This is a genomic window from Tangfeifania diversioriginum, assembly GCF_900141875.1.
Lineage (GTDB): Bacteria > Bacteroidota > Bacteroidia > Bacteroidales > Prolixibacteraceae > Tangfeifania > Tangfeifania diversioriginum.
Window position 1 is genome coordinate 286,174 of record NZ_FQZE01000001.1, and the last position, 20,815, is coordinate 306,988.

Consider the following 20,815-nt stretch of genomic DNA (forward strand, 5'->3'; position numbering starts at 1 on the left):
AAGTTGAAACAATGAATAATAAGAATAAACATCATAAAGAACACCAGCACAACCATTCAGAAAGGGATGGTAAAAAGGAAAGGCATGATTCACACCATCATGAAAATCAAGGGCACAGCCATCATGAAAAACATGAAAATCAACACCATGGAAATCATCATGATGAACACGACCACAGTTCCCATGATCATTCAGAACACCATGCCATGATGATACAAGATTTCCGGAAACGGTTCTGGATTTCACTGGTTCTCACCTTGCCGGTTCTGGTGTTGTCGCCTATGATTCAGCAATTGCTGGGTTTCGAATTCGCCCTTTTCCCTGAGTACGATCCGTATATTCTGTTTGGTCTGTCAACGGTAGTATTTTTCTACGGAGGCTGGCCATTTTTAACCGGACTGGCCGATGAGCTGAAGAAAAAACAACCGGGGATGATGACCCTGATTGCCGTGGCCATTTCCGTTGCCTGGGGATACAGCTCAGCAACAACCTTTGGCGTAAAAGGCAGTACATTTTTCTGGGAACTGGTTACCCTCATCGACATCATGCTGCTGGGACACTGGATTGAAATGAAATCGGTTTTGGGCGCTTCGCGATCGCTGCAAAAACTGGTGGAAATGATGCCGTCAGAGGCCCATTTGTTAAAAGATGGCGAAACCAGCGATGTAAAAGTGGATAAACTTCAGAAGGACAATACCGTTTTGGTGCGTCCGGGCGAAAAAATTCCGGTGGATGGGGAAATTACTGATGGCAAAAGCAACGTAAACGAGTCGATGGTAACCGGCGAATCGAAACCTGTACAAAAAACCAAGGGCGAAAAGGTGATTGGCGGAACCATCAACGGGAATGGCTCGCTTACCATCGTGGTCAAACAAATCGGCGACGATGCTTACCTGAGCAAAGTAATTAACATGGTGCGCGAGGCCCAGGGCAAAAAATCGAAAACCCAGAACCTGGCCGACCGCATTGCATTCTGGTTGACAATTACAGCGCTGACCATTGGATTTGGCACGCTGGCCACCTGGCTGGTTTTGGGGAAACCGTTTGTGTTTGCGCTGGAGCGTATGGCTACTGTAATGGTAATTACCTGCCCGCACGCGTTGGGTCTTGCAGTGCCTTTAGTGGCGGCCATCTCCACATCGGTTTCTGCCCAAAAAGGGCTGCTTATCCGCAACCGGACCGCTTTCGAAAATGCCCGGAAAATCACCTTGTTTGCTTTCGACAAAACCGGAACGCTGACCAAAGGCAATTTCGGGGTTTCGCTTTATGAAACACTTCATGAAGATTTCAAGAAAAAACAGGTTTTGAGGCTGGCCGGAGCGCTCGAAGCAAAATCAGAACATCCACTGGCGATTGGAATAATGGAAAAAATTAAAGATGAAAAGATTGAAATTCCTGACGCTAAAAATTTCAATGCCATCACCGGAAAAGGAATTGAAGCAGAAGTTGAAAATAAAAATGTGAAAGTAGTGAGCCCGGGGTATCTGAAAGAGCAAAAAATCGATATTCCTGAAAAAGCTTTTGACAACCAGCAGGATACCGTTGTTTTTGTGTTGGTTGACAACATGTTGGCAGGTTTTATCGCTATGGCCGATGAAATTCGACCAGAATCTTACGATGCAGTAAAAATGCTCAAAAAGAGCGGCATGAAAGTTTTTATGATGACCGGCGACAACGAAAAAGTGGCGAAAAGCGTGAGCGATGAACTTGGCCTCGATGGGTATTTTGCAGGCATTTTGCCCGATGAAAAGCTGGAGAAAATTAAGGAATTCCAGCAGCAGGGAGAGTTTGTTGCAATGACCGGCGACGGCATTAACGATGCCCCTGCCCTTGCCACAGCCAATGTAGGAATTGCAGTGGGAAGCGGTACCGATGTGGCTGCCGAAACGGCCGACATTGTTTTGGTGAACAGCAATCCGCGCGATATTGCTTCGTTGGTAAAATTTGGAAAAGCTACCTACCAAAAAATGATTCAGAATTTCATCTGGGCTACAGGTTACAATATTGTGGCCATTCCGCTTGCTGCCGGAGTTTTAATCAGTGCCGGAATTGTCATCAGCCCTGCAGTAGGCGCCATCTTAATGAGCCTGAGTACCATTATTGTGGCCATTAACGCACAACTTTTAAAACGAAAAATAGCCTGAAATAGTGAACAAAACAGAAAATTATCAAATTAAAGTATTAGTTATTAACCATTTAAAATTCAAAAAAAGATGAAAACAAAAGTTTTTAGTTTAATCGCAATGTTCGTTCTGGGAACATTCACGGTATTTGCCGGAGAGAAAACAGAAAAATTCAAAGTGAAAGGAAATTGTGGCATGTGTGAAAAACGCATTGAAAAGGCCGCCAATTCGGTAAAAGGTGTGCAAAACGCCGACTGGGACAAGGAATCGAAAATGATGGTAGTGAAATTTGACGATGCCAAAACCGGCACCGACAACATTGAAAAAGCGATTGCCAAGGTAGGTCACGACACACCGCACCACAAAGCCAAAGACGAAGTGTACGAAGAACTTCCAGGCTGCTGCAAATATGACCGTACTGAAGAAAAAAAAGAAGATTCGCACGAAGGTCATCAGCATTAATAATCAAAACAGGAGCACTTTCGGTTTTTTATCCGAAAGTGCTCCTGCTTAAAAAATACATCATAAAAAAGTTAAGTTATGAAACACAAAGCATTTCAATTCGTTATAACACTCTTTCTAACTGTTTTTTCTGCAACTGCTATTGCCGGAACCGGTTATGAAAACGATCAGAATAAAAATGACAGCATTCAGCAAAACAAAGTGATTCGGTATGAAGTTTTTGGAATGGACTGCCCGGGTTGCCAGTCGGCACTCGAAAAACAAGTTAAAAAAATTGACGGGGTTTCAGAAGCAAAAGCCAGCTGGCAAAAAAAACAGGTAGTCGTTACATTAAAACCCGATGCCAAAGTAAAGGAAGAAGAGATAACTGCACGAATTAAAAAAGCCAATTTCACACCGGGCGAAAAATTAAAACCCGAAGAAGATGAAGAATAAAATTCAGGGCTTTCTGCTGTTTTTCGCATTGCTGATATTTATTGCACCAAAAACCCATGCCGAAGGAATTAGTGTGGATGCCGGCCTGACACCTGCCCAGGATCGCATTATTGTGCGCATGCAGTACCGCAACATCATTAATAAAATGGGTGACAATAAAATGGCCATGCACATGATGCCGGTTGTTGTAGCATACGGACTCAGTCCCGACATAACGCTAATGATGCGAAATGGATACCGGGCAGTTGGCACCAACGAAACAATGATGGAGATGCAAAACTCGTGGATGGATCCTTTTTTTATGGGAAAAGTAAAACTATTTCGCCACAACACCCGGAAATACGTTTTCGGACTGGCTGGTTTTGCCGGAACGAGTTTCCCGGCATGGAACAGCTCGGCCGCCAAAACATACAGCCCCGTGCTTGGAGTGAATGCTTCTTTCAGACCTAACTACTGGGCGTTTGATTTGAACAGTGCATACGAATGGGGCAATTACCACACTGCTGAAAAGAGTTCCGAAGCCAGGGAACTGCAGTTGAACCTGGCCATTTCGCGAAATCTCCTGATTCCGGGAGCAAACAATCTGGTTTTTGCACCGGTACAGGAATTTTCTTTTGTCAGAAGTCGGCCACAAAACGGAGAAACTCATTCATTCGGTTTTGTTTCACCAGGGTTTCAGGTGGTTTCGCCACACTTTAAATTCGAAGGATTGTATCAAATTCCGGTAAATTCCGCGGGAACCACTGGGATGAAAAATGGAGGCAGATTAATTCTGGGGGTGCGGTTCATGTTTTAAAAATCGTTTTCAATGGCCTTTCAGAAAAGCTGATATGGCCTTTTTTGCATCCCCGGGTTTAGCGTATTCCACAAGCGAAACACCCGGGCAACCGGCAATCATGGCGGACAGGTTTTTGTTTTTGGCAGGGCGGAAAAGGCACAACACATTTTTGCCCATTTCAACAGCCCGGCCAATTTCGTAACCCACGCCCATTGAAACAGTTGTCACTTCGGCAACAATTATATCGCTCGAAATGAGCCACTCCATATCGCGGTTGTGAATAAATGCATCTGATTCGCCATCATTGCCAAGGTGTGAAAGTTTCGGGTCGCCGATGTGTTCGGTCAGTACTTCGCCAAAATTTTTCAGGTAATCAATAATTTCCTGGTAAAGTGCTGCATCTTCGCGTCCGCCACGGATGGAACCGGCAAAATAGATTTTCATTTTTTAGTATTTAAATGATTAGTATCGGGTATCAAGATTAAAGAAGTAACAATTTAACTGAGACTTGCTGTTATTCTTTTTCGGCTGAATTTTCAGTTTGGTCAACTTCATCTTTCAATATATTTTCTTTCCCTTCAATTAAAACGCGGGTTCTCGGCAGGCTTTCAGGGTAATTTTTCTGCAGAAATTCAATCAGTTTTTCGCGGATAAATACCCGCAAATCCCAGGCAGTGCCCGAATCTTTTGCGCTCATTAACGCCCTTACCTCAACGCTGTTTTGTTTGGCATCGGTAACCTGCAACACATTCACCCTTTTATCCCAGAGCGGGGTGCTTTCCAAAAGGCGGGTTAATTCTTTACGCAGCGCATCAAAAGAAACGTGGTAATCGGTGTAAATAAATACCGTACCCATAATTTCAGCCGATGTGCGTGTCCAGTTCTGAAATGTTTTCTCAAAAAAGTAGGTTGACGGAACCACCAACCGCCGTTGATCCCAGATACGCACCACCACGTAGGTAAGTGTAATTTCCTCTATCCGACCCCATTCGCCTTCAATAACCACCACATCGTCGAGTCGGATGGGTTGGGCAATGGCAATCTGAATGCCGGCCAAAACTGCTCCGATAACCCGCTGTGCAGCCAGGCCAATAATTACCCCGGCCACACCTGCCGAAGCAAACAAGCTGATTCCTATTCTTTTGACCTCATCAAACAACATTAAAATCAATCCGATAGAAATTAAAACGATAAGGAATACCAGGATGCGTTCGAGGATATTGAACTGTGTTTGGAATTTCCGCGACCGCAGGTTATTTTCTTTCGAGACGTCGTATTTCTCTAAAAAAATCTGTTTAATAATTCGAATGAATGCAATGGCAGCCCACGATAAGCTTACAATTAAAAGGATGGACCCCACCCGCTTAAACGAGCTGACAAATTCATCGTCGGAAATATCGAGTTCTTTTAAAAAATATTTCAGAAAAATGCCTGCAAGTAAAAGCAAAACAGGCATTACAAACCTTTTCAAATATTTCATTTTAAAAATTTTAAAATAGACATTCATTTCACATTTGTTTTGATGTGAACATCGCGCTGCGGGAATGGAATCTGAACCCCGTTTTTACGAAATCCATTATCAATGGCAAAGCGGATTTCACTTTTTGTGTTTTCTACCAGGAAAGGTTCTTTCACCCAAAAAAACACCTGAAAATCGAGCGAAGAGTCGCCAAAATCGTTGAACCGCACAAAAGGGTTAGGATTTGCTGAAATGTTTTTGTTTTTAATTGCGCAGTCGAACAGAATATCGGAAACCAGCCTGGTATCGGAACCATAGGCCACTCCCACTTCAACCGAAAAACGGGTGTTATAGTCCATCTGGCTCCAGTTGATAATAGTGTCGTTCACAAATTTGGAATTGGGAACTACTAAAATTACGTCGTCGCGGGTTTTCAGTTTCGACGTGCGCAGCCCAATGTGAATGACTTTCCCCACTGTTCCGTCTTCCAGCTGGATAATATCGTTCATTTGCAGGTTTCGCTCAAAAATAAGCACAATGCCGGAAGCCATATCACTGAACAATTGCTGAATACCAAATCCAACCCCCACCAGTAGTGCGGTTACACTTGCCAGCAAAATCGAAACTTTCACTCCCGAAGTTTCGAGCAGCAAAACAATTACCACTACCCAAACAACATATCGTAAAATGAGGTAAACCGACCAGTACGACCGTCTTTCTACTTCACTCTTTTTGATAAAGCGGTTGAAAAAACTACGTATGATACGCAGACCAATAAAAGTGGCCACGATTACAATTACCACAATAGCAATACTTGAAACAGTAATATCAAGGTGTTCAGTTTTAAGAATCTGGTAATTTATAAATTCTTCAATGGTCATAATTCTGTTGCTGAATTTTAGCAACAAGATATAAAAAATATGGTTCGTTATAATGTAAAAAAAGCAAGAGGTTAAAGTCCCCTTGCTTTTTTCATGAAATACAAAGTGGTATTTACCTGTCCATGGAAATAACCGTACCGGGCTCAAAATAATTATTGTAGGCCATTGGCGAACTCAATTCTTCCACTGCTTTTTCGATCACTTTATCGTCGCCAATTGAGGCACGAATAGCACCTCTTTGGTAGTAATACCTTGATACAATTTCATTTTCGAGCAGGCTCTCAATCTCTTCGTTAAATTCGTTTAAATCCTTATCAATATTAGGTTCAAGCGTTGCTTTCATTGATTCAAATTCTTCTTCGGCAAGTGTATAATATTTCTCTTTTCTCGCAGCGTCAATCAGCTCTTCCAGTTCATGCAGCGACTCCGATTCGTAATCAAAATCCTGTTCTTTAACAAAGTCAGAGAACTGGGTATAAATATCATCCGAAATATAAAAATCTTCGGGCCCGGCAATCGATTCATTTTCGTTAGAATACAATGTAGCAAAATCGAAAACCACAAAATTGGTCAGCAAAGCCACACTAAGGTTGCTCAGCTGGTCGGGCTCAACAACAAGGTCGGGAACAATTCCCCCGCCGTCGTAAACTTTCCGTCCATTTTTAGTGGTAAATTCCGAAATAAGCGAATCGGGGACATGCCCCACGCTTCCATCTTCGTTGCGGTGCGAGTAGTCGAGTGCCTGAATGCAGCGTCCGCTGGGGATGTAATATTTGGCGGTGGTAACTTTCAGTTTAGTGTTGTAATCCAGGTCGCGGGTGGTTTGTACCAGCCCTTTTCCAAAGGTTCGCGTACCAATTACAATTCCGCGGTCGAGATCCTGTATGGCACCTGCTACAATTTCGGAAGCTGATGCTGAATTACGGTTTGTTAGCACGGCAATGCGAATGGTTGTGTCGAGTGGCGCAGAGGTGGCAGTATAAGTTTTATCCCATTGTTTCACTTTCCCTTTGGTACTCACAATTTCTTCGCCTTCGGGAACAAACATATTTACAATCTTCACAGCTTCCTGAAGCAGTCCGCCGCCGTTTCCACGCAAATCAAGAACAAATGCTTCCGGGTCGTTCTTTTTCAGTTCAAAAAAGGCTGTTTTCACTTCTTCGCTGCAGTTGGCTGTAAAACTCGACAGGCGAATGTAGGCCGTATTATCATCCAGCATTCCATAATATGGAACCGCATCAATATTAACTTTTTCGCGCACCACTTCCACTTCAAAAGGTTTTTTCTGACCGGGACGCTGCAACTTAATGTTCACTGGCTTATTGGCAGGCCCTCTCAGCAGGTTGCTCACATCTTCTGTGGTCATGTCTTCGGTTGATTTTCCTTCAACCTCAAGAATTACATCACCGGCCTTCAGCCCAAATTTTTGTGCCGGAAACCCTTCGTACGGTTCTGAAATTACAATTTTACCTTTCTGCTGACCAATTAACGCGCCAATTCCGGCATATTCGCCGGTGGTTTGAAAACGGAAATCTTCCATCTGATCTTCCGAAATAAAATTGGTGTACGGATCGAGCGAACTAAGCATCTCATCGATACTTGTTTTCACCAGTTTATTGGGGTTCACATCATCAACATAAAACATGTTCAATTCCCTGAACAGGCTGTAATATATCTCGAGGTTTTTGGCAATTTCAAAGTTTTTCTGATCGCGGTTGAAGCTGTAAAAACCCATCCCTGCAACCACAACAATCAGTGCTCCTATCCAAATTTTTTTCCAATTCATATCATTTCTCCTTTATTAACCTGAATGAATTTCAATCAGATAATTTTTATTTTGAACCGACAAAATTAATAATATTACCCGATATGCGTAATTATTAGCCGCTTTGCCTTACGTTAAAATATATTAAACCACGGCAAATGCATTTGGTTTGAATTTAAACCCATCATTCTTCCTGACTAAAAATTTTATTTGAAAGTTCATTCTCTAACTTTTACCGATTAAATCAACTGGTTTAACGAATAAATTAGTTGCGGTTTTGTAACTTCTGGTAATTTGTAGCGTCTCTTTTAAAACTAAATATTTCATGATGAAACTAAAAAAAGCAGCTTTTTCATTCTTCTTTTTTGTCCTGATTGGACTAAACTCCATTGCAGTTGCCGGGGAACGGGAAAAAACCGAAACACGGAACGTTAAAAATTTTGATGCCATTGAAGTTTCTTCCGGTATCGAGCTGTTCCTTTCTATGGGAAACCGCGAATCGGTAAAAGTGGTAGCCGACGATGAAATTATTGATAATGTAAAAACTGAAGTCAGGGGAGGTACACTCCACATTTACATGAGAGAAAGCAACTGGCTGAGGAGTATTTTTAACTGGGGTTTCACACAAAGCAGAAAGGTTTATGTTACAGTAAATGAGCTGAAACGGCTTGGGGCTTCATCCGGATCGGATGTTCAATCGGAGAATACGCTCAAAGGCGACCGGTTGAAAATTGAAGCCAGCAGCGGAAGTGATGTAACCCTCGATTTTGTTTATAAGGAAGTTACCCTGAGTACGAGCAGTGGCTCGGATGCCCGGTTGAGCGGCAGGACCAAATTTTTTACTGCCAACACCAGCAGTGGCAGCGACATCAATGCCCGCGAATTGCAGGCTCAGATTTGCAAGGTGAGTGCCAGCAGTGGTTCCGATGCATCGGTTTCAGTAACCGACGAACTCAACGCCAACGCCAGCAGCGGAGCCGGCGTAGTATATTACGGAAATCCGGACGTTAAAAACATCGACGAATCGAGCGGCGGCGATGTTTCCGGCAGATAAATCAATTAGTAAATAAAAATATTCAAATATTATTCCTGCAATAAAAGGGCGGTGTTAACCGTCTTTTTATTTTGGTGCCGTTTTATCGCAGATATAAACTAATTTTGCACCCACAGAATAATTTTACCTGATGAAGCGTCCGGGATTGAAAAGAGCAGGGATAATAGTATTTGGACTTTTTTTGTCTTTTTGCCAGAACTTAAAAGGACAGGAAACAGGCCCGCATTTTTTATTGCCCGGAATTTCACAAACGTCACTTTTTAACCCGGCCCATATCAACAAAACCGACAAGCTCGTTCTGGGAGTACCACTTTTTTCAGGAATTTACGGAAACTGGAACGCCAATGTGCCTGTCAACTCCTTTTTTTTCGACGGGTTTAGCTACAGTTTCAGCAAACTTTACAATGAACTTGCCCCACAAGGAAAAGTTGACGCTTCTGCCAGGGCCTCGGTTTTTTATGCCAGCCTCAATCACAACGATTTCACCTTCAGCTTATCAGTTTCAGAACGGTTTTTATCTGCTGGCACCTTCGACCGCGATATTGTCAAACTCATTCGAGATGGAACAATGGCCTATTACGGCACTAACGAATACTTCGGCCAGGGAGATTTTCAATTTCAGCATTTTCGCGAACTCGCATTCGGTATATCAAAAAGAATTTGGAGCGGTTTGGACATTGGGATACGTCCCAAATTACTTTTCGGACGAATTTATTTCGATGCCCGCGGCGTGCAATTATCAGTTGAAACTGATCAGGAAAGAAAGCAGCTTCTGGTAAAACCCGAGGGCTCCTTTAAACTGGCAGGTCCTTTTACGCATAACCGAAATGAGTTATATAACTTTTCCAGTTTCAAGGCCAATATATTTCCGGGCGATTATTTTTTTCAGCCGCGCAATATGGGTTTTGCGCTCGATTTTGGCGCTGTATTCCGGCCCAATAAATCTTTCGAATTTTCATTCAGCCTGCTCGATGCCGGGTTAACAACCTTTAAACACAACGCTTTCGACGTTGAATTTTCAAGGGCAGCACGCTATTCGGAATACCGGCTTTACCAGTCGCACTCGCCGGACGAAAACAATTATATTGAACCCCGCGAAGCACTGAAAGTATTTGGCGATTCAGTTTCTTACATTATAGATGTTGTGGATGCCGCATCCAGGAGCTTAATCCTGCTGCCCGTTAAACTGAATATTTCAGGCAAATATAATTTTTCGGAAACGCTGACTGCCGGCGTCAACAACCAGTTCAGCTATTTTCATGAAAGGCCCCGCAACCTGTTTTCCGCATTCGTACAATCAAGGTTAAGCGACAAAACAACCCTTTCCGGGGGACTCTCGCTGTATAACTTCTCGGCTGTTTGGCCCGGGCTGGGAATAAGTCACACCTCCGGGAAATTTCAAATCTTCTTTTCAACCAATAATATTTCAGGAATTATTCAACCAGCTGCCACAAAACATTTAAATTTGTGCCTTGGTATTAATTTATTATTTGATACTTAGAAACAAAAACAGTTATGGAGCTTTTCATTCATTTATATATTGTTGGATTTATTAGAACACTGGTAATAATTGCCGCTGTATATTTTGCTATCCGTCTATTCACAAGGTATGTGCTGCCTTTAATTCTGGACAAAAAAATTAAGGACATGCAGCACAAAATGCGCGAGCAACAAAAACAACAACACCCCAACCGGAGCGAAGGAGATGTAACCATAGAATACGACAAAAAAAGGAACCGAAACCACAATCAAAAAGACGGAGAATATGTTGACTTTGAAGAAGTGGATTAATTTTCTCCTGTTCTTTAAGCACCTCCATTTTTCACAACATCCGATTAAATTCTATTTTTGTTGCTTAATTCATTCTGAAAAATAAATAAATGGCACAGGAAGATCTTTTCAAAAAGCTGGTAGCGCACTGCAAAGAATACGGTTACGTATTTCAGTCGAGCGAAATTTACGACGGGCTGAGCGCTGTTTACGATTACGGCCAGTATGGCGTAGAACTAAAAAACAACATCAAAAAATACTGGTGGGACAGCATGGTTTTGCTGCACGAAAACGTGGTGGGCCTCGATTCGGCTATTTTTATGCACCCCACCATCTGGAAAGCATCGGGGCACGTGGATGCATTTAACGACCCGCTCATCGACAACAAAGATTCGAAAAAACGCTACCGTGCCGATGTGCTGATTGAGGACCAACTGGCTAAATACGAAGCAAAAATCGATAAAGAGGTTGCCAAAGCACAAAAGCGGTTTGGCGATGCTTTTGATGAAAAGCAATTCAGAGAAACCAACCCGCGAGTTTTGGCCAACCAGAAAAAATACGACGATTTGCACGAGCGTTTTGCAAAAGCGCTGAACGACAACGACCTGAAAGAACTCAAACAAATTATTGAAGACGAGGGAATTGTTTGCCCGGTTTCCGGCTCCCGCAACTGGACCGATGTGCGCCAGTTCAACCTCATGTTTTCCACCGAAATGGGTTCCACATCCGACGGATCTTCTAAAATTTACCTGCGTCCCGAAACCGCGCAGGGTATTTTTGTAAACTACATGAACGTGCAAAAAAGCGGACGCATGAAAATCCCGTTTGGCATTGCACAGATTGGCAAGGCTTTCCGCAACGAAATTGTGGCCCGGCAGTTTATCTTCCGCATGCGCGAGTTCGAACAGATGGAATTGCAGTTTTTTGTGCGCCCCGGCACTGAACTCGACTGGTTTGAAAAATGGAAAACCATTCGGATGAAATGGCACCAGGCACTTGGTTTTGGCGAAGAAAATTACCGTTTTCATGAGCACGAAAAACTGGCGCACTACGCCAACGCCGCGGTGGACGTGGAGTACAAATTCCCGTTTGGCTTTAAAGAGGTGGAAGGAATTCATTCGCGCACCGATTTCGACCTGGCTCAACACGAAAAATATTCGGGAAAGAAAATCCGTTATTTCGATCCGGAAATAAACGAATCGTATGTTCCGTACGTGGTTGAAACCTCCATCGGGGTCGATCGTATGTTTTTGCAGGTGATTTCGGCAGCCTACTGTGAGGAGGAACTGGAAAAAGATTCGCGCGTGGTGCTGAAACTTCCGCCGGTACTGGCCCCTGTAAAACTGGCCGTGATGCCGCTGGTAAAAAAAGACAGACTACCCGAAAAAGCACGGGAAATAATCGACAAACTGAAGTTTGATTTCAACTGCAAATACGACGAAAAAGATTCCATCGGGAAACGTTACCGCCGCCAGGATGCCGTTGGCACACCGTTTTGCGTTACCGTTGATCATCAAACCACGGAAGACAATACCGTTACCATCCGTTACCGCGACAGCATGGAGCAGGAGCGGGTAACCATTGCTGGCTTGGGCAAAATTATTGGTGAGAAGGTGAGCATGCGAAAATTGTTTGAAAAATTGTAACTTTAAGGTTATAAAAAGTTAAGACATGCCAACATTAACAGGAACATATTTCAGGGGCAAACTTAAATTAGATAAGCCGGTAAAGTTTTCGAAGCCAGTTAAAGTTACAGTTTCATTTGAAGAAGAAAACAATGATGTTTTAACCTTCTCAGATTTCTCTTTCCTGGAAACTCAGGAATTGCTGAAAGATTGCAAAACTTCGTTTTCCGATGAAGTCATTGAAGAGAGACGCGAAGCGATATGAATTTGTATTTTGACACATCTTCATTATTCAAACTTTACCATAAGGAAGAAGGAACTGATGAGTTGATGGAATTGCTTAAAAAAAATTCTGTCAATGCCATTTATCTTTGTGAAATAACCGGAATTGAATTCAGTTCCGCAGTTTGGAAAAAATGCCGAAAAAAAGAAATCAGCGAAAATATTGCTAATACATTAATTGAAAAATTTGACAAAGATTCTGCAAAATTCAGGTTTGTACCACAAAATTTTACGTTAAGAAAATCAGCGAAAAATTTAATTGCAAAATATTGGACTGATGGGTTAAGGACTTTGGATTCAATTCAATTGGCATCAGCCTTAAGCATAAAAGAAAACGTAGATATTTTTCTCACTTCCGATAAACTATTGGCTGATATTGCAATCCATGAGGGACTGAATGTCAAATCATAATATTTTCCGCGCGGGTGATTTGGGGCAGAGTTTTATTTTTTTCTCTGCCTCCTCCTTCGCGGTTTTATTTGCAGCCGGGTAATTTTTAGTGTGTCCGCTTAATTATGAAAAAAGTTTTAATCATAACTTACTATTGGCCACCCAGCGGGGGTGGCGGAGTTATGCGCTGGCTGAAAATGTCGAAGTATTTACCCGGCCTGGGATGGAAACCGGTAATTTTTACGCCAGAAAACCCAGATGCTTCTGTGGTGGACGAAAGTTTAACTGCTGAAATTCATCCCGAAACAGAAATTCTGAAAACACCGATATGGGAACCCTATGAGGTTTTCAGAAAACTAACCGGGAAAAAGAAAGGTGAAAAATTCAAAGCCGGTTACATTTCGGAAGCCTCGTCGGGCAATTGGAAAAGCAAGTTATCGGTTTTTATCCGGGGCAACTTTCTGATTCCCGACCCACGGAAATTCTGGATAAAACCCTCGGTGAAATTTCTCACCAACTACCTGAAAGAAAATCCCGTTGACCTCATCATTTCCACCGGACCGCCGCACAGCATGCATTTAATTGCCCTCGGCCTGAAAGAAAAATTCGCCATTCCGTGGATTGCCGATTTTCGTGATCCCTGGACGGATATTGATTTTTATAACAAGTTGCGCTTAACCAAATGGGGCGATAAAAAACACCGGAAACTTGAACTGAAAGTGCTTCAAAAAGCCGACCATGTGGTGACCGTTAGTCCGAATTGCGCGAAAGATTTAAGTAAAATTCACGGAAAAAAAGTAGAAATTATTCATAACGGCTTCGACCCGGAAGATTTTGAAGGAATTTCATTTTCACCAGACAACTCATTCTCCATTTCGCATTTTGGGGCATTCAACCGCGACCGCAATCCCAAAGTACTTTGGAAGGTACTCGGCAAACTTGCAGAAGAAAACAGAACATTCAAAGAAAAACTTCGTATCCGGTTGATTGGTCAAACCGACGATTCGGTAATACAGGAAATTGAAAATAACGGTTTGAAAGAAAACCTGGTTCAGACGGAACACCTTCCCCATAAAAAAGGACTGGAAGAACTGGCCAAATCACAGGTATTGCTGCTGCCCATAAACGATGCGCCCAATGCCCGTGGAATTTTACCCGGCAAAATGTACGAATACATGGCAATGAAACGCCCCATTCTGGCTATTGGCCCCACCGATGCAGACTTCGTTAATATTCTGAACGAAACAAAAACCGGGATAGCATTTGATTTTAATGACGCAGTTGGCATACGAAAAACACTTGAAAACTATTTCAATCTGTTCATTGAAGGAGAACTTCAGGTTGAATCGTCAGCCTTCGAAAAGTTTTCCCGGAAAAATCTGGCTCAAAAATTCATCGACCTTTCGGGAAAATAAAATTCAGGCATTTTTCAAAAACGGGTGGTAATCTCCTTTCAGGCCAACCGGTACTGCATTCCGAACAAAATCAGTTAATTCAATACTTTCGCGGGCATCATCAATTCCAAACCCGTTTCCGTTCAAAATATTCTGGTAGGTAACCGTGTGCAAATCGGTAAATCCTCCGCTGAATTCAATTTCTTTTCCATTTACGGTTATGGAGCGATAGGTACGCATTCCTTTTTCGGTGGCTTGTGGCGGAAGGTCGCTGTAGTCGAGGCTGAGAAACCAGCGCACGCGGGCTTTTTCAAGTTGAAGAAAACCGGCGGCTTTGTGCGGTCCGTAGTGGTGCACAATATTTTCTTTTACATCGCCAAAAATCCAGGTAATCATATCGAAAAAATGGATGCCAATATTGGTAGCCACGCCACCTGATTTGGAAACATCGCCTTTCCAGCCTTTCAAGTACCATTTTCCGCGGGTGGTGATGTAGCTCAAATCGATATCGTAAATTTTGTCACCGCCTTCTTTTATTTCTTTTTTAAGTGCCAAAATAGTTGGATGATATCTTAACTGCAAAACGGTATATACATTTTTCCCAGTTTCGGCCTCAATGTCTTTAATGATGTGCATATCTTCCGGGTATATCACCAGTGGCTTTTCACAAATAGCATGAGCACCGTTTCGCAGGGCAACCCTGATGTGCGAGGGGTGCTAGATGGGTGTACAAATGGTCACGTAATCGATGGGATTTCCCTGGTGCCGGATGTCGTCCATGTATTTATCCATGTTTTCAATCTCCGGGAAAAACTCGGCATCGGGGAAATAGCTGTCCATGCGGCCCATCACATCAAACCGGTCGGTGGCACAAACCAGTTCATTCCCGGTTTCTTTTATGGCCTTCATGTGGCGGTCGGCAATGTATCCGGCCGAACCTATCAGTGCAAATCGTTTCATCTTGTTAGTATTGAGTAGTGAGATATGAGTAGTGAGAACTTCATCATACCGTTTATTCATTTAAAAGTTTCAAATAACCGCCGGCTAAGATATACTTTTCTCCGGTTTCAGGACAAACCAGATCTTCGCCAAGTATTGCGCCCGAGCGGCTCACCCAGCCTTTTTGCCGAGCCGGAACGCCAACCATCAGTGCAAAAGGTTTTACATCTTTGGTAATTACGGCACCTGCTCCTATGAAGCAGTATTCGCCTAACGTGATTCCGCAAACGATGGTGGCATTTGCGCCAATGGTCGAACCTTTTTTAACCCGTGTTTTTTTGAATTCCTCCTTGCGGTTAACAGCACTGCGCGGATTCACGACGTTGGTAAAAACCATGGACGGCCCCAGGAAAACATCGTCTTCGCAAACCACCCCCTCGTAAACCGAAACGTTATTCTGCACTTTTACGTTGTTGCCCAAAACGGTTTTATTGCCAACAAAAACATTCTGTCCCAACACGCAGTTTTCGCCAATTTGCGCTGTTCCCATCACATGGGAGAAATGCCAAACTTTGGTGCCGCTTCCAATCTTTGCGCCTTCGTCAACCACGGCTGTTTCGTGGATAAATAGTTTATTCATTGTTTTAATATTTTTTCACCGCAAGGGCGCTGAGACGCAAAGATTTTAATTTATTTTTCCTTGCGCCTTTGCGTCTTAGCGGTTAATTCTTTTCCTAAAAATTATTTACAAACCGATTAAATCCTTCCTTTATCAAAGGAACATTAAAGTTAATCAGGAATCCTAATTTTTTATTGGTCAGTTTTAAATAGGAAATAATTTGCGCATCATGAACAGGAAGCAGAATATCAACCGCTTTCAATTCAATCACAATTTCTTTTTCTACCAGAATATCCATCCTGAAATCCTTGTTTAGTTGTTTCCCCTTATAAAAAAGAGGGACAGGAACCTGATTTTCAGCATAAATTCCTCTTAACTGGAGCTCCTTTAATAAACAAAGTTCGTAAACCGATTCCAATAAGCCGGGTCCCATTTCTTTGTGAACTGTAATGGCAGCAGCAAGAATTTCTTTTGAAAGCTGATTGAGCTCATCTTTATTCATAATCTATATTTTTCACCGCTAAGGCGAAATGGCGCAAAGATCTTATATTATTCCTTTGCGTCTCTGCGCCTTTGCGGTCAATTTCTTCCTTTGAAAAATTCTTTTATGTTACTTGTAATATATTCCAACTGTTCTCCTGTCAATTCAGTATGCATGGGAAGCGACAGCACTGTTTCGGTTAGTTGTTCGCTCACCGGAAAGTCGCCTTTCTTGTGTCCAAGATACTGATAAGCTTCCTGTAAATGAATAACGCCCGGATAGTAAACCATTGCCGGAATGCCCCTCCCTTTCAAAAACTGCTGCAATTCGTTTCGCCGGCTGGTTTGAATGGTGTATTGATGGAAAGTGTGTGTGCTGTAATTTACTCTTTGCGGAAGTTGAATTTCTTCGATACCTTTCATCTGCTCGTCGTACCAGGCTGCTGCCTTTTGCCGGGCTTTGATGTGCTTTTCAAAATATTTGAGTTTTACGCTCAGTACCGCAGCCTGAATACTATCGAGTCTCGAATTTACCCCAACACGTTCGTACTGGTATTTTGCCTTCATGCCGTGATTGGCAATGGATCGGATTACAGTCGCCAGTTTTTCGTCGTTGGTAAAAACGGCGCCTCCGTCGCCGAAAGCCCCCAGATTTTTTGATGGGAAAAACGAATTGCACCCGATGTGGCCTACAGTTCCTGCTTTCTTTTGCGTACCGTCGTTGAAAATATAATCGGTTCCCAGCGCCTGGCAAGCGTCCTCAACTACAAAAAGGTTGTATTTTTCGGCCAGATCCAGCATCGGTTCCAGGTGGGTACACTGCCCGAAAAGATGAACCGGCAGGATGGCCTTCGTTTTTGAAGTAACCACTTTCTCAACCTCCTTTTCATCAAGGTTGAACGTGGAAGGATTCACATCGGCAAAAACCGGTTTAAGGCCAAGTAACGCCAGCACTTCCACAGTAGCAATAAAAGTAAACGGTGTGGTAATCACCTCGTCGCCCGGCTGCAAACCCAGCGCCATAAAAGCAATTTGCAGCGCGTCGGTTCCATTTCCGCAGGAAATTACGTTGGTTTGAAGGTAGTTGGAAAGTTCGTTTTCAAACTCCAGCACTTTCCCGCTTTTTATAAATCGGGTAGATTTTATTACCTCCTGCATGGCAGCATCAATCTCGGCCTTCATGGTGAGGTACTGCCCGTAGGTGTCGCACATGTGGATTTTTTCCATATTTTCTTTTTTACCGCTGAGACGCTAAGGCGCCATGATTTTTTATGAATTCAAAATTACATTTTCTATGTGTCATTGCGCCATTGCGGTTAAATCTCTTTCAAAAACAACGCAATTTTTTCGGCGGCATTTCCTTCGCCGTAAGGTTTTTCTTCAAATCCGGCATGAGTATTTTTTATTTCTTCTGCCTTTCCCAAAATCCTATTTTTGTCGGCTCCCGCCAAATGATTGTAGCCCAAATCAACCAGCTCGGTCCATTCGGTTTCGTCGCGGATGACCAGGCATTGTTTTTTAAAAAAGAAAGCCTCTTTTTGCAACCCGCCGCTGTCGGTAATCACAAAGACGCAGTTTTTCAACAATTCAATCATATCGAAATAACCCACGGGCTCCAGCGGATCAAAGTTTAGCCTGATATTTTCACGTTCCAGAATTTTTTTGGTGCGTGGATGCAGGGGAAGTACAACCTGAAATTCATCATTTAACTCGTTCAGTGCCTTAACAATCGAACGCAGACGACTCAAATCATCTGTATTTTCCTGTCGGTGCAAGGTGGTCAACACAATTGGACGAGAATTATTTCCCAGCTTTTTTAACACAGTTGCGTGTTTTGCAGAAATTTGGCTGTAAAAAAGCGCTACATCATACATCACATCGCCAATGTTTTCAATCTTTACATCGAAATTTTCAAATCCTTCACGCTGTAGATTTTTCACTGCGGTTTCGGTGGGGCAAAACAACCAGCTGGAAATACGGTCGGTTAAAATGCGGTTGATTTCTTCGGGCATTTTCATGTTAAAACTGCGTAACCCGGCTTCCACATGGGCCACCGGAATATGCAGTTTGGCAGCTGCCAGTGCGCCTGCAAGAGTGGAGTTGGTGTCTCCAAAAACCACCACTGCCGCAGGTTTTTCTGCTGTCAGCACTTTTTCAATTTCTTCCAGCATACGGCCGGTCATGGCGCCATGGCTGAGTGAATTGATGCCGAGATTGTATTTTGGTTCGGGAATTTCCATTTGCCGGAAAAAAACTTCGGCCATATTTTCATCGAAATGCTGGCCGGTGTGCACCAACACTTCTTCCAGGTTGAATTTTTTCAGGGTCCGGCTCAACGCTGCAGCCTTCACAAACTGCGGGCGGGCACCTACTATAGTGAGAATTTTTGGCATAAATTAAAAACTTTATTTCACAAACAGTCAAAAGTACTATTTTTGAATGTTTAATGAAGAACAAAAAGAAGATACTCTCCTTCATCTTGTAACTAAATGAATCTATAATTAAAAAATCAATACATATGCTTCGATTATTACTATTAGTTTTTCTCTTCTTTTTTACAAAATTGATTTACTCACAGGAACTCATGCGGTATAGCTGTGAAGCTGACCGGGTGAATATTTCTAAATTCGAATCGACCCGATCATTTGACGATAAGGGCATAATTTTATCAAAAAAAAGATATCACCCTCTATCTGTTTCCAGATACGGAGTTATGGCTTATTATAAATACCTCGACACAATGGATAGTACTTATTATCATAAATGTGTTAATCAAATTAATTATTTTAAAGACAGTTCTAAAGTAAACGTTATGTTTAACGGCAAAGGAATAGGCCTGCCATATAATTTCAATTACGGTGGATTAAAAGCTCCTTGGTATTCAGGAATGACACAAGGGTATGCGATAAGCTATTTGCTTCGTTATTACGACTTAACAGATGATGAAACAATTCTTCCAATTATAAAAAAAATAGCATTTGTTTTAATTTCTCCTCAGGAAGACGGTGGGACAATTTCCACCACTAAAGAAGGCTGTACCTGGATTGAAGAATATCCGAATTCAACTAGATCGAAACAAGTGTTAAATGGATTTATTAATGGGTTAATCGGATTATTCGAATATTGTAACTTTTTTGATAACGATTTAAAGGCAAAGCAAATATTTAATGAAGCTTACGAATGCTTAAAAACAAGTTTGGAATACTACGATACACCTACCTGGAGTTATTACAACAGAAGTAATAGTCGGTTAACAGATGGATATATGAGGTACCAGATTTACGAAATGAAATTCTTAGTCGAATTATTTCAGGAACCTTTATTCGATGCACAAATGAGAATCTGGTCGATAATGCTATCAGACAAACTTAAAAATAAAAGGGCCCATAAAAAAGAGTTTGTAAACCCCTATAATTCAAGGATGGTTGAAAAAATGAATGACTCTTTGTTTTATTTACCAGTGAGTACACAGCAGCGAGTAGAAGTGGATTCATTGCAAATCTTCAATTTCAAATCAATGAGAGAATGCAGAAGATATTTAAAAGGCAAAAATCAGAAAAGAATTAAAAAGATCTCCGATTTGGCGTTTCTTTGTTTTGAATTGCCGCAAACAGACAGTACAGATTATCTGAAAATTAATTTTAATGGCAGCAATTTAACAACCTATAAAATTACTGCTTATAAAAAACCTGAAAGAAATCCACGAAGGGCTAAGGAAATAAAATTTAAAAAATTTTGCAACGGGAACCAGCTTTTATTATCATTCCCTGAAATGGATATCTCAGATTTACTTCTCAAGTTTGAAAATAAGGAAAATTTTAGCTTGCCGGCCACAACAGTTGATTTTTTTAACACATCCAAAGCAGAATCACCCTATTTTGGACATCACATTTCTCAACCATTTGAACTAAAAAAAGAAAATACCTATAAAATAGGATTGCCGGTAATAAACACGGACCAGGCAGTTCTCTTTTATAAATTTACTCCAGCGGATAAAAAAATTTCTGATACAAAATGGAAAGCAATTAATACTCTAAATTTGAATGATTACTTTACGCCGGCCAAAAGCGGGAAATTCAGTTTTATGCTCGTTTTTAAACGGACGGATCCGCTAAATTTTATTGGCAACTTTAAAATCAATACTTCGTTAAATAATTAAGCGGCAATAGTGCCATAATATATAAGTTCATTGACATGGTTTCGATTTTTAGCAGAGTATGCATTCACACCGAACACGTCAATAAATCGTTGTAACAGTAACCTATTGTGGTTCATGGTTTTAATGTCAGTCATTGAAAAAGGTTTACGTGCCTCTTTTGGTTGGCTCAACCAATGTTCCACTTTGGCAATATTGATTGC

23 protein-coding genes are annotated in these 20,815 nt (G+C 42.0%); 12 read left to right on the plus strand and 11 right to left on the minus strand.

Translation table 11 applies throughout. The features are described 5' to 3' along the window. Positions 1 to 11 precede the first annotated feature (11 nt). The 4 genes from BUC07_RS01140 to BUC07_RS01155 all read left to right on the plus strand — a co-directional run bounded on the left by BUC07_RS01140 (position 12) and on the right by BUC07_RS01155 (position 3,816). The gene (locus tag BUC07_RS01140; protein WP_073164270.1) at positions 12 to 2,144 is read left to right on the plus strand and encodes a copper-translocating P-type ATPase; all 2,133 of its coding nucleotides are present in this window, start codon (positions 12 to 14) and stop codon (positions 2,142 to 2,144) included. Between the two features lie 69 nt (positions 2,145 to 2,213). Then, positions 2,214 to 2,585, plus strand: a complete 372-nt coding sequence (locus BUC07_RS01145) for a heavy-metal-associated domain-containing protein (RefSeq protein WP_073164273.1) — start codon at positions 2,214 to 2,216, stop codon at positions 2,583 to 2,585. Positions 2,586 to 2,663: 78 nt separating this feature from the next. Continuing rightward, positions 2,664 to 3,020: a heavy-metal-associated domain-containing protein gene (locus tag BUC07_RS01150; protein ID WP_073164276.1), complete on the plus strand. Its 357-nt coding sequence runs from the start codon at positions 2,664 to 2,666 to the stop codon at positions 3,018 to 3,020. Then, positions 3,010 to 3,816 carry a hypothetical protein gene (locus BUC07_RS01155; RefSeq protein ID WP_073164279.1) on the plus strand — a complete coding sequence of 269 codons (807 nt, stop codon included), beginning with the start codon at positions 3,010 to 3,012 and terminating at the stop codon, positions 3,814 to 3,816. Before BUC07_RS01150 ends, BUC07_RS01155 begins: the two co-directional genes overlap by 11 nt. 9 nt (positions 3,817 to 3,825) lie before the next feature. Here the strand turns inward: BUC07_RS01155 and BUC07_RS01160 are convergent, their stop codons facing one another. The 4 genes from BUC07_RS01160 to BUC07_RS01175 all read right to left on the minus strand — a co-directional run bounded on the left by BUC07_RS01160 (position 3,826) and on the right by BUC07_RS01175 (position 7,924). Then, a complete protein-coding gene (locus BUC07_RS01160) occupies positions 3,826 to 4,242 on the minus strand; it encodes a nucleoside 2-deoxyribosyltransferase (RefSeq protein WP_073164282.1) in 417 nt (138 codons plus the stop codon). Between the two features lie 70 nt (positions 4,243 to 4,312). Next, positions 4,313 to 5,278: a mechanosensitive ion channel family protein gene (locus tag BUC07_RS01165; RefSeq protein ID WP_073164382.1), complete on the minus strand. Its 966-nt coding sequence runs from the start codon at positions 5,276 to 5,278 to the stop codon at positions 4,313 to 4,315. 23 nt (positions 5,279 to 5,301) lie between these two features. After that, the gene (locus BUC07_RS01170; protein ID WP_073164284.1) at positions 5,302 to 6,138 is read right to left on the minus strand and encodes a mechanosensitive ion channel family protein; all 837 of its coding nucleotides are present in this window, start codon (positions 6,136 to 6,138) and stop codon (positions 5,302 to 5,304) included. A gap of 112 nt (positions 6,139 to 6,250) precedes the next feature. Continuing rightward, the gene (locus BUC07_RS01175; protein WP_073164287.1) at positions 6,251 to 7,924 is read right to left on the minus strand and encodes a S41 family peptidase; all 1,674 of its coding nucleotides are present in this window, start codon (positions 7,922 to 7,924) and stop codon (positions 6,251 to 6,253) included. Positions 7,925 to 8,228: 304 nt separating this feature from the next. Here BUC07_RS01175 and BUC07_RS01180 point away from each other — a divergent pair, with 304 nt between their 5' ends. From BUC07_RS01180 to BUC07_RS01210, 7 genes are all read left to right on the plus strand, one after another. Beyond that, entirely contained in the window at positions 8,229 to 8,957 is a 729-nt protein-coding gene (locus BUC07_RS01180) for a head GIN domain-containing protein (RefSeq protein ID WP_083578031.1), read from the plus strand. A gap of 130 nt (positions 8,958 to 9,087) precedes the next feature. Further along, the gene (locus BUC07_RS01185; protein ID WP_073164290.1) at positions 9,088 to 10,458 is read left to right on the plus strand and encodes a DUF5723 family protein; all 1,371 of its coding nucleotides are present in this window, start codon (positions 9,088 to 9,090) and stop codon (positions 10,456 to 10,458) included. Between the two features lie 14 nt (positions 10,459 to 10,472). Next, the gene (locus BUC07_RS01190) at positions 10,473 to 10,748 is read left to right on the plus strand and encodes a DUF4834 family protein (protein WP_073164293.1); all 276 of its coding nucleotides are present in this window, start codon (positions 10,473 to 10,475) and stop codon (positions 10,746 to 10,748) included. Between the two features lie 89 nt (positions 10,749 to 10,837). Continuing rightward, the gene (locus BUC07_RS01195) at positions 10,838 to 12,373 is read left to right on the plus strand and encodes a glycine--tRNA ligase (protein WP_073164296.1); all 1,536 of its coding nucleotides are present in this window, start codon (positions 10,838 to 10,840) and stop codon (positions 12,371 to 12,373) included. Between the two features lie 25 nt (positions 12,374 to 12,398). Next, the gene (locus BUC07_RS01200) at positions 12,399 to 12,617 is read left to right on the plus strand and encodes a hypothetical protein (protein ID WP_073164299.1); all 219 of its coding nucleotides are present in this window, start codon (positions 12,399 to 12,401) and stop codon (positions 12,615 to 12,617) included. Then, on the plus strand, positions 12,614 to 13,045 hold the full coding sequence (locus BUC07_RS01205; RefSeq protein ID WP_073164302.1) for a type II toxin-antitoxin system VapC family toxin: 432 nt from the start codon (positions 12,614 to 12,616) through the stop codon (positions 13,043 to 13,045). The genes BUC07_RS01200 and BUC07_RS01205 overlap by 4 nt, the downstream gene beginning before the upstream one ends. Before the next feature lie 104 nt (positions 13,046 to 13,149). Next, complete coding sequence (locus BUC07_RS01210; protein WP_073164305.1) at positions 13,150 to 14,439, plus strand: glycosyltransferase family 4 protein; 1,290 nt, start codon at positions 13,150 to 13,152, stop codon at positions 14,437 to 14,439. Between the two features lie 3 nt (positions 14,440 to 14,442). On the opposite strand, the gene BUC07_RS01215 is transcribed toward BUC07_RS01210, so the two are convergent. The 6 genes from BUC07_RS01215 to wecB form a co-directional block, all read right to left on the minus strand. Next, positions 14,443 to 15,072, minus strand: a complete 630-nt coding sequence (locus BUC07_RS01215) for a Gfo/Idh/MocA family oxidoreductase (RefSeq protein ID WP_245792597.1) — start codon at positions 15,070 to 15,072, stop codon at positions 14,443 to 14,445. Positions 15,073 to 15,135: 63 nt separating this feature from the next. Next, positions 15,136 to 15,438: a Gfo/Idh/MocA family oxidoreductase gene (locus BUC07_RS21220; protein ID WP_245792598.1), complete on the minus strand. Its 303-nt coding sequence runs from the start codon at positions 15,436 to 15,438 to the stop codon at positions 15,136 to 15,138. Then, complete coding sequence (locus BUC07_RS01220; protein ID WP_073164307.1) at positions 15,431 to 15,997, minus strand: acyltransferase; 567 nt, start codon at positions 15,995 to 15,997, stop codon at positions 15,431 to 15,433. The genes BUC07_RS21220 and BUC07_RS01220 overlap by 8 nt, the downstream gene beginning before the upstream one ends. Before the next feature lie 94 nt (positions 15,998 to 16,091). After that, entirely contained in the window at positions 16,092 to 16,478 is a 387-nt protein-coding gene (locus BUC07_RS01225; protein ID WP_073164310.1) for a GxxExxY protein, read from the minus strand. A 77-nt stretch (positions 16,479 to 16,555) separates the two neighbouring features. Then, a complete protein-coding gene (locus BUC07_RS01230; protein ID WP_073164313.1) occupies positions 16,556 to 17,683 on the minus strand; it encodes a DegT/DnrJ/EryC1/StrS family aminotransferase in 1,128 nt (375 codons plus the stop codon). Between the two features lie 89 nt (positions 17,684 to 17,772). After that, positions 17,773 to 18,849 carry a non-hydrolyzing UDP-N-acetylglucosamine 2-epimerase gene (gene wecB, locus BUC07_RS01235; protein ID WP_073164316.1) on the minus strand — a complete coding sequence of 359 codons (1,077 nt, stop codon included), beginning with the start codon at positions 18,847 to 18,849 and terminating at the stop codon, positions 17,773 to 17,775. 347 nt (positions 18,850 to 19,196) lie between these two features. Between wecB and BUC07_RS01240 the strand changes: the two genes are divergently transcribed. After that, positions 19,197 to 20,615, plus strand: coding sequence for a D-glucuronyl C5-epimerase family protein (locus BUC07_RS01240; protein WP_175552438.1), 1,419 nt, complete (start codon positions 19,197 to 19,199; stop codon positions 20,613 to 20,615). Here the strand turns inward: BUC07_RS01240 and BUC07_RS21060 are convergent. Then, positions 20,612 to 20,815, minus strand: a 204-nt coding sequence (locus tag BUC07_RS21060) for a hypothetical protein (RefSeq protein ID WP_217652614.1), incomplete at its 5' end; no start/stop codon positions are given. The two genes, BUC07_RS01240 and BUC07_RS21060, sit on opposite strands and share 4 nt — an antisense overlap.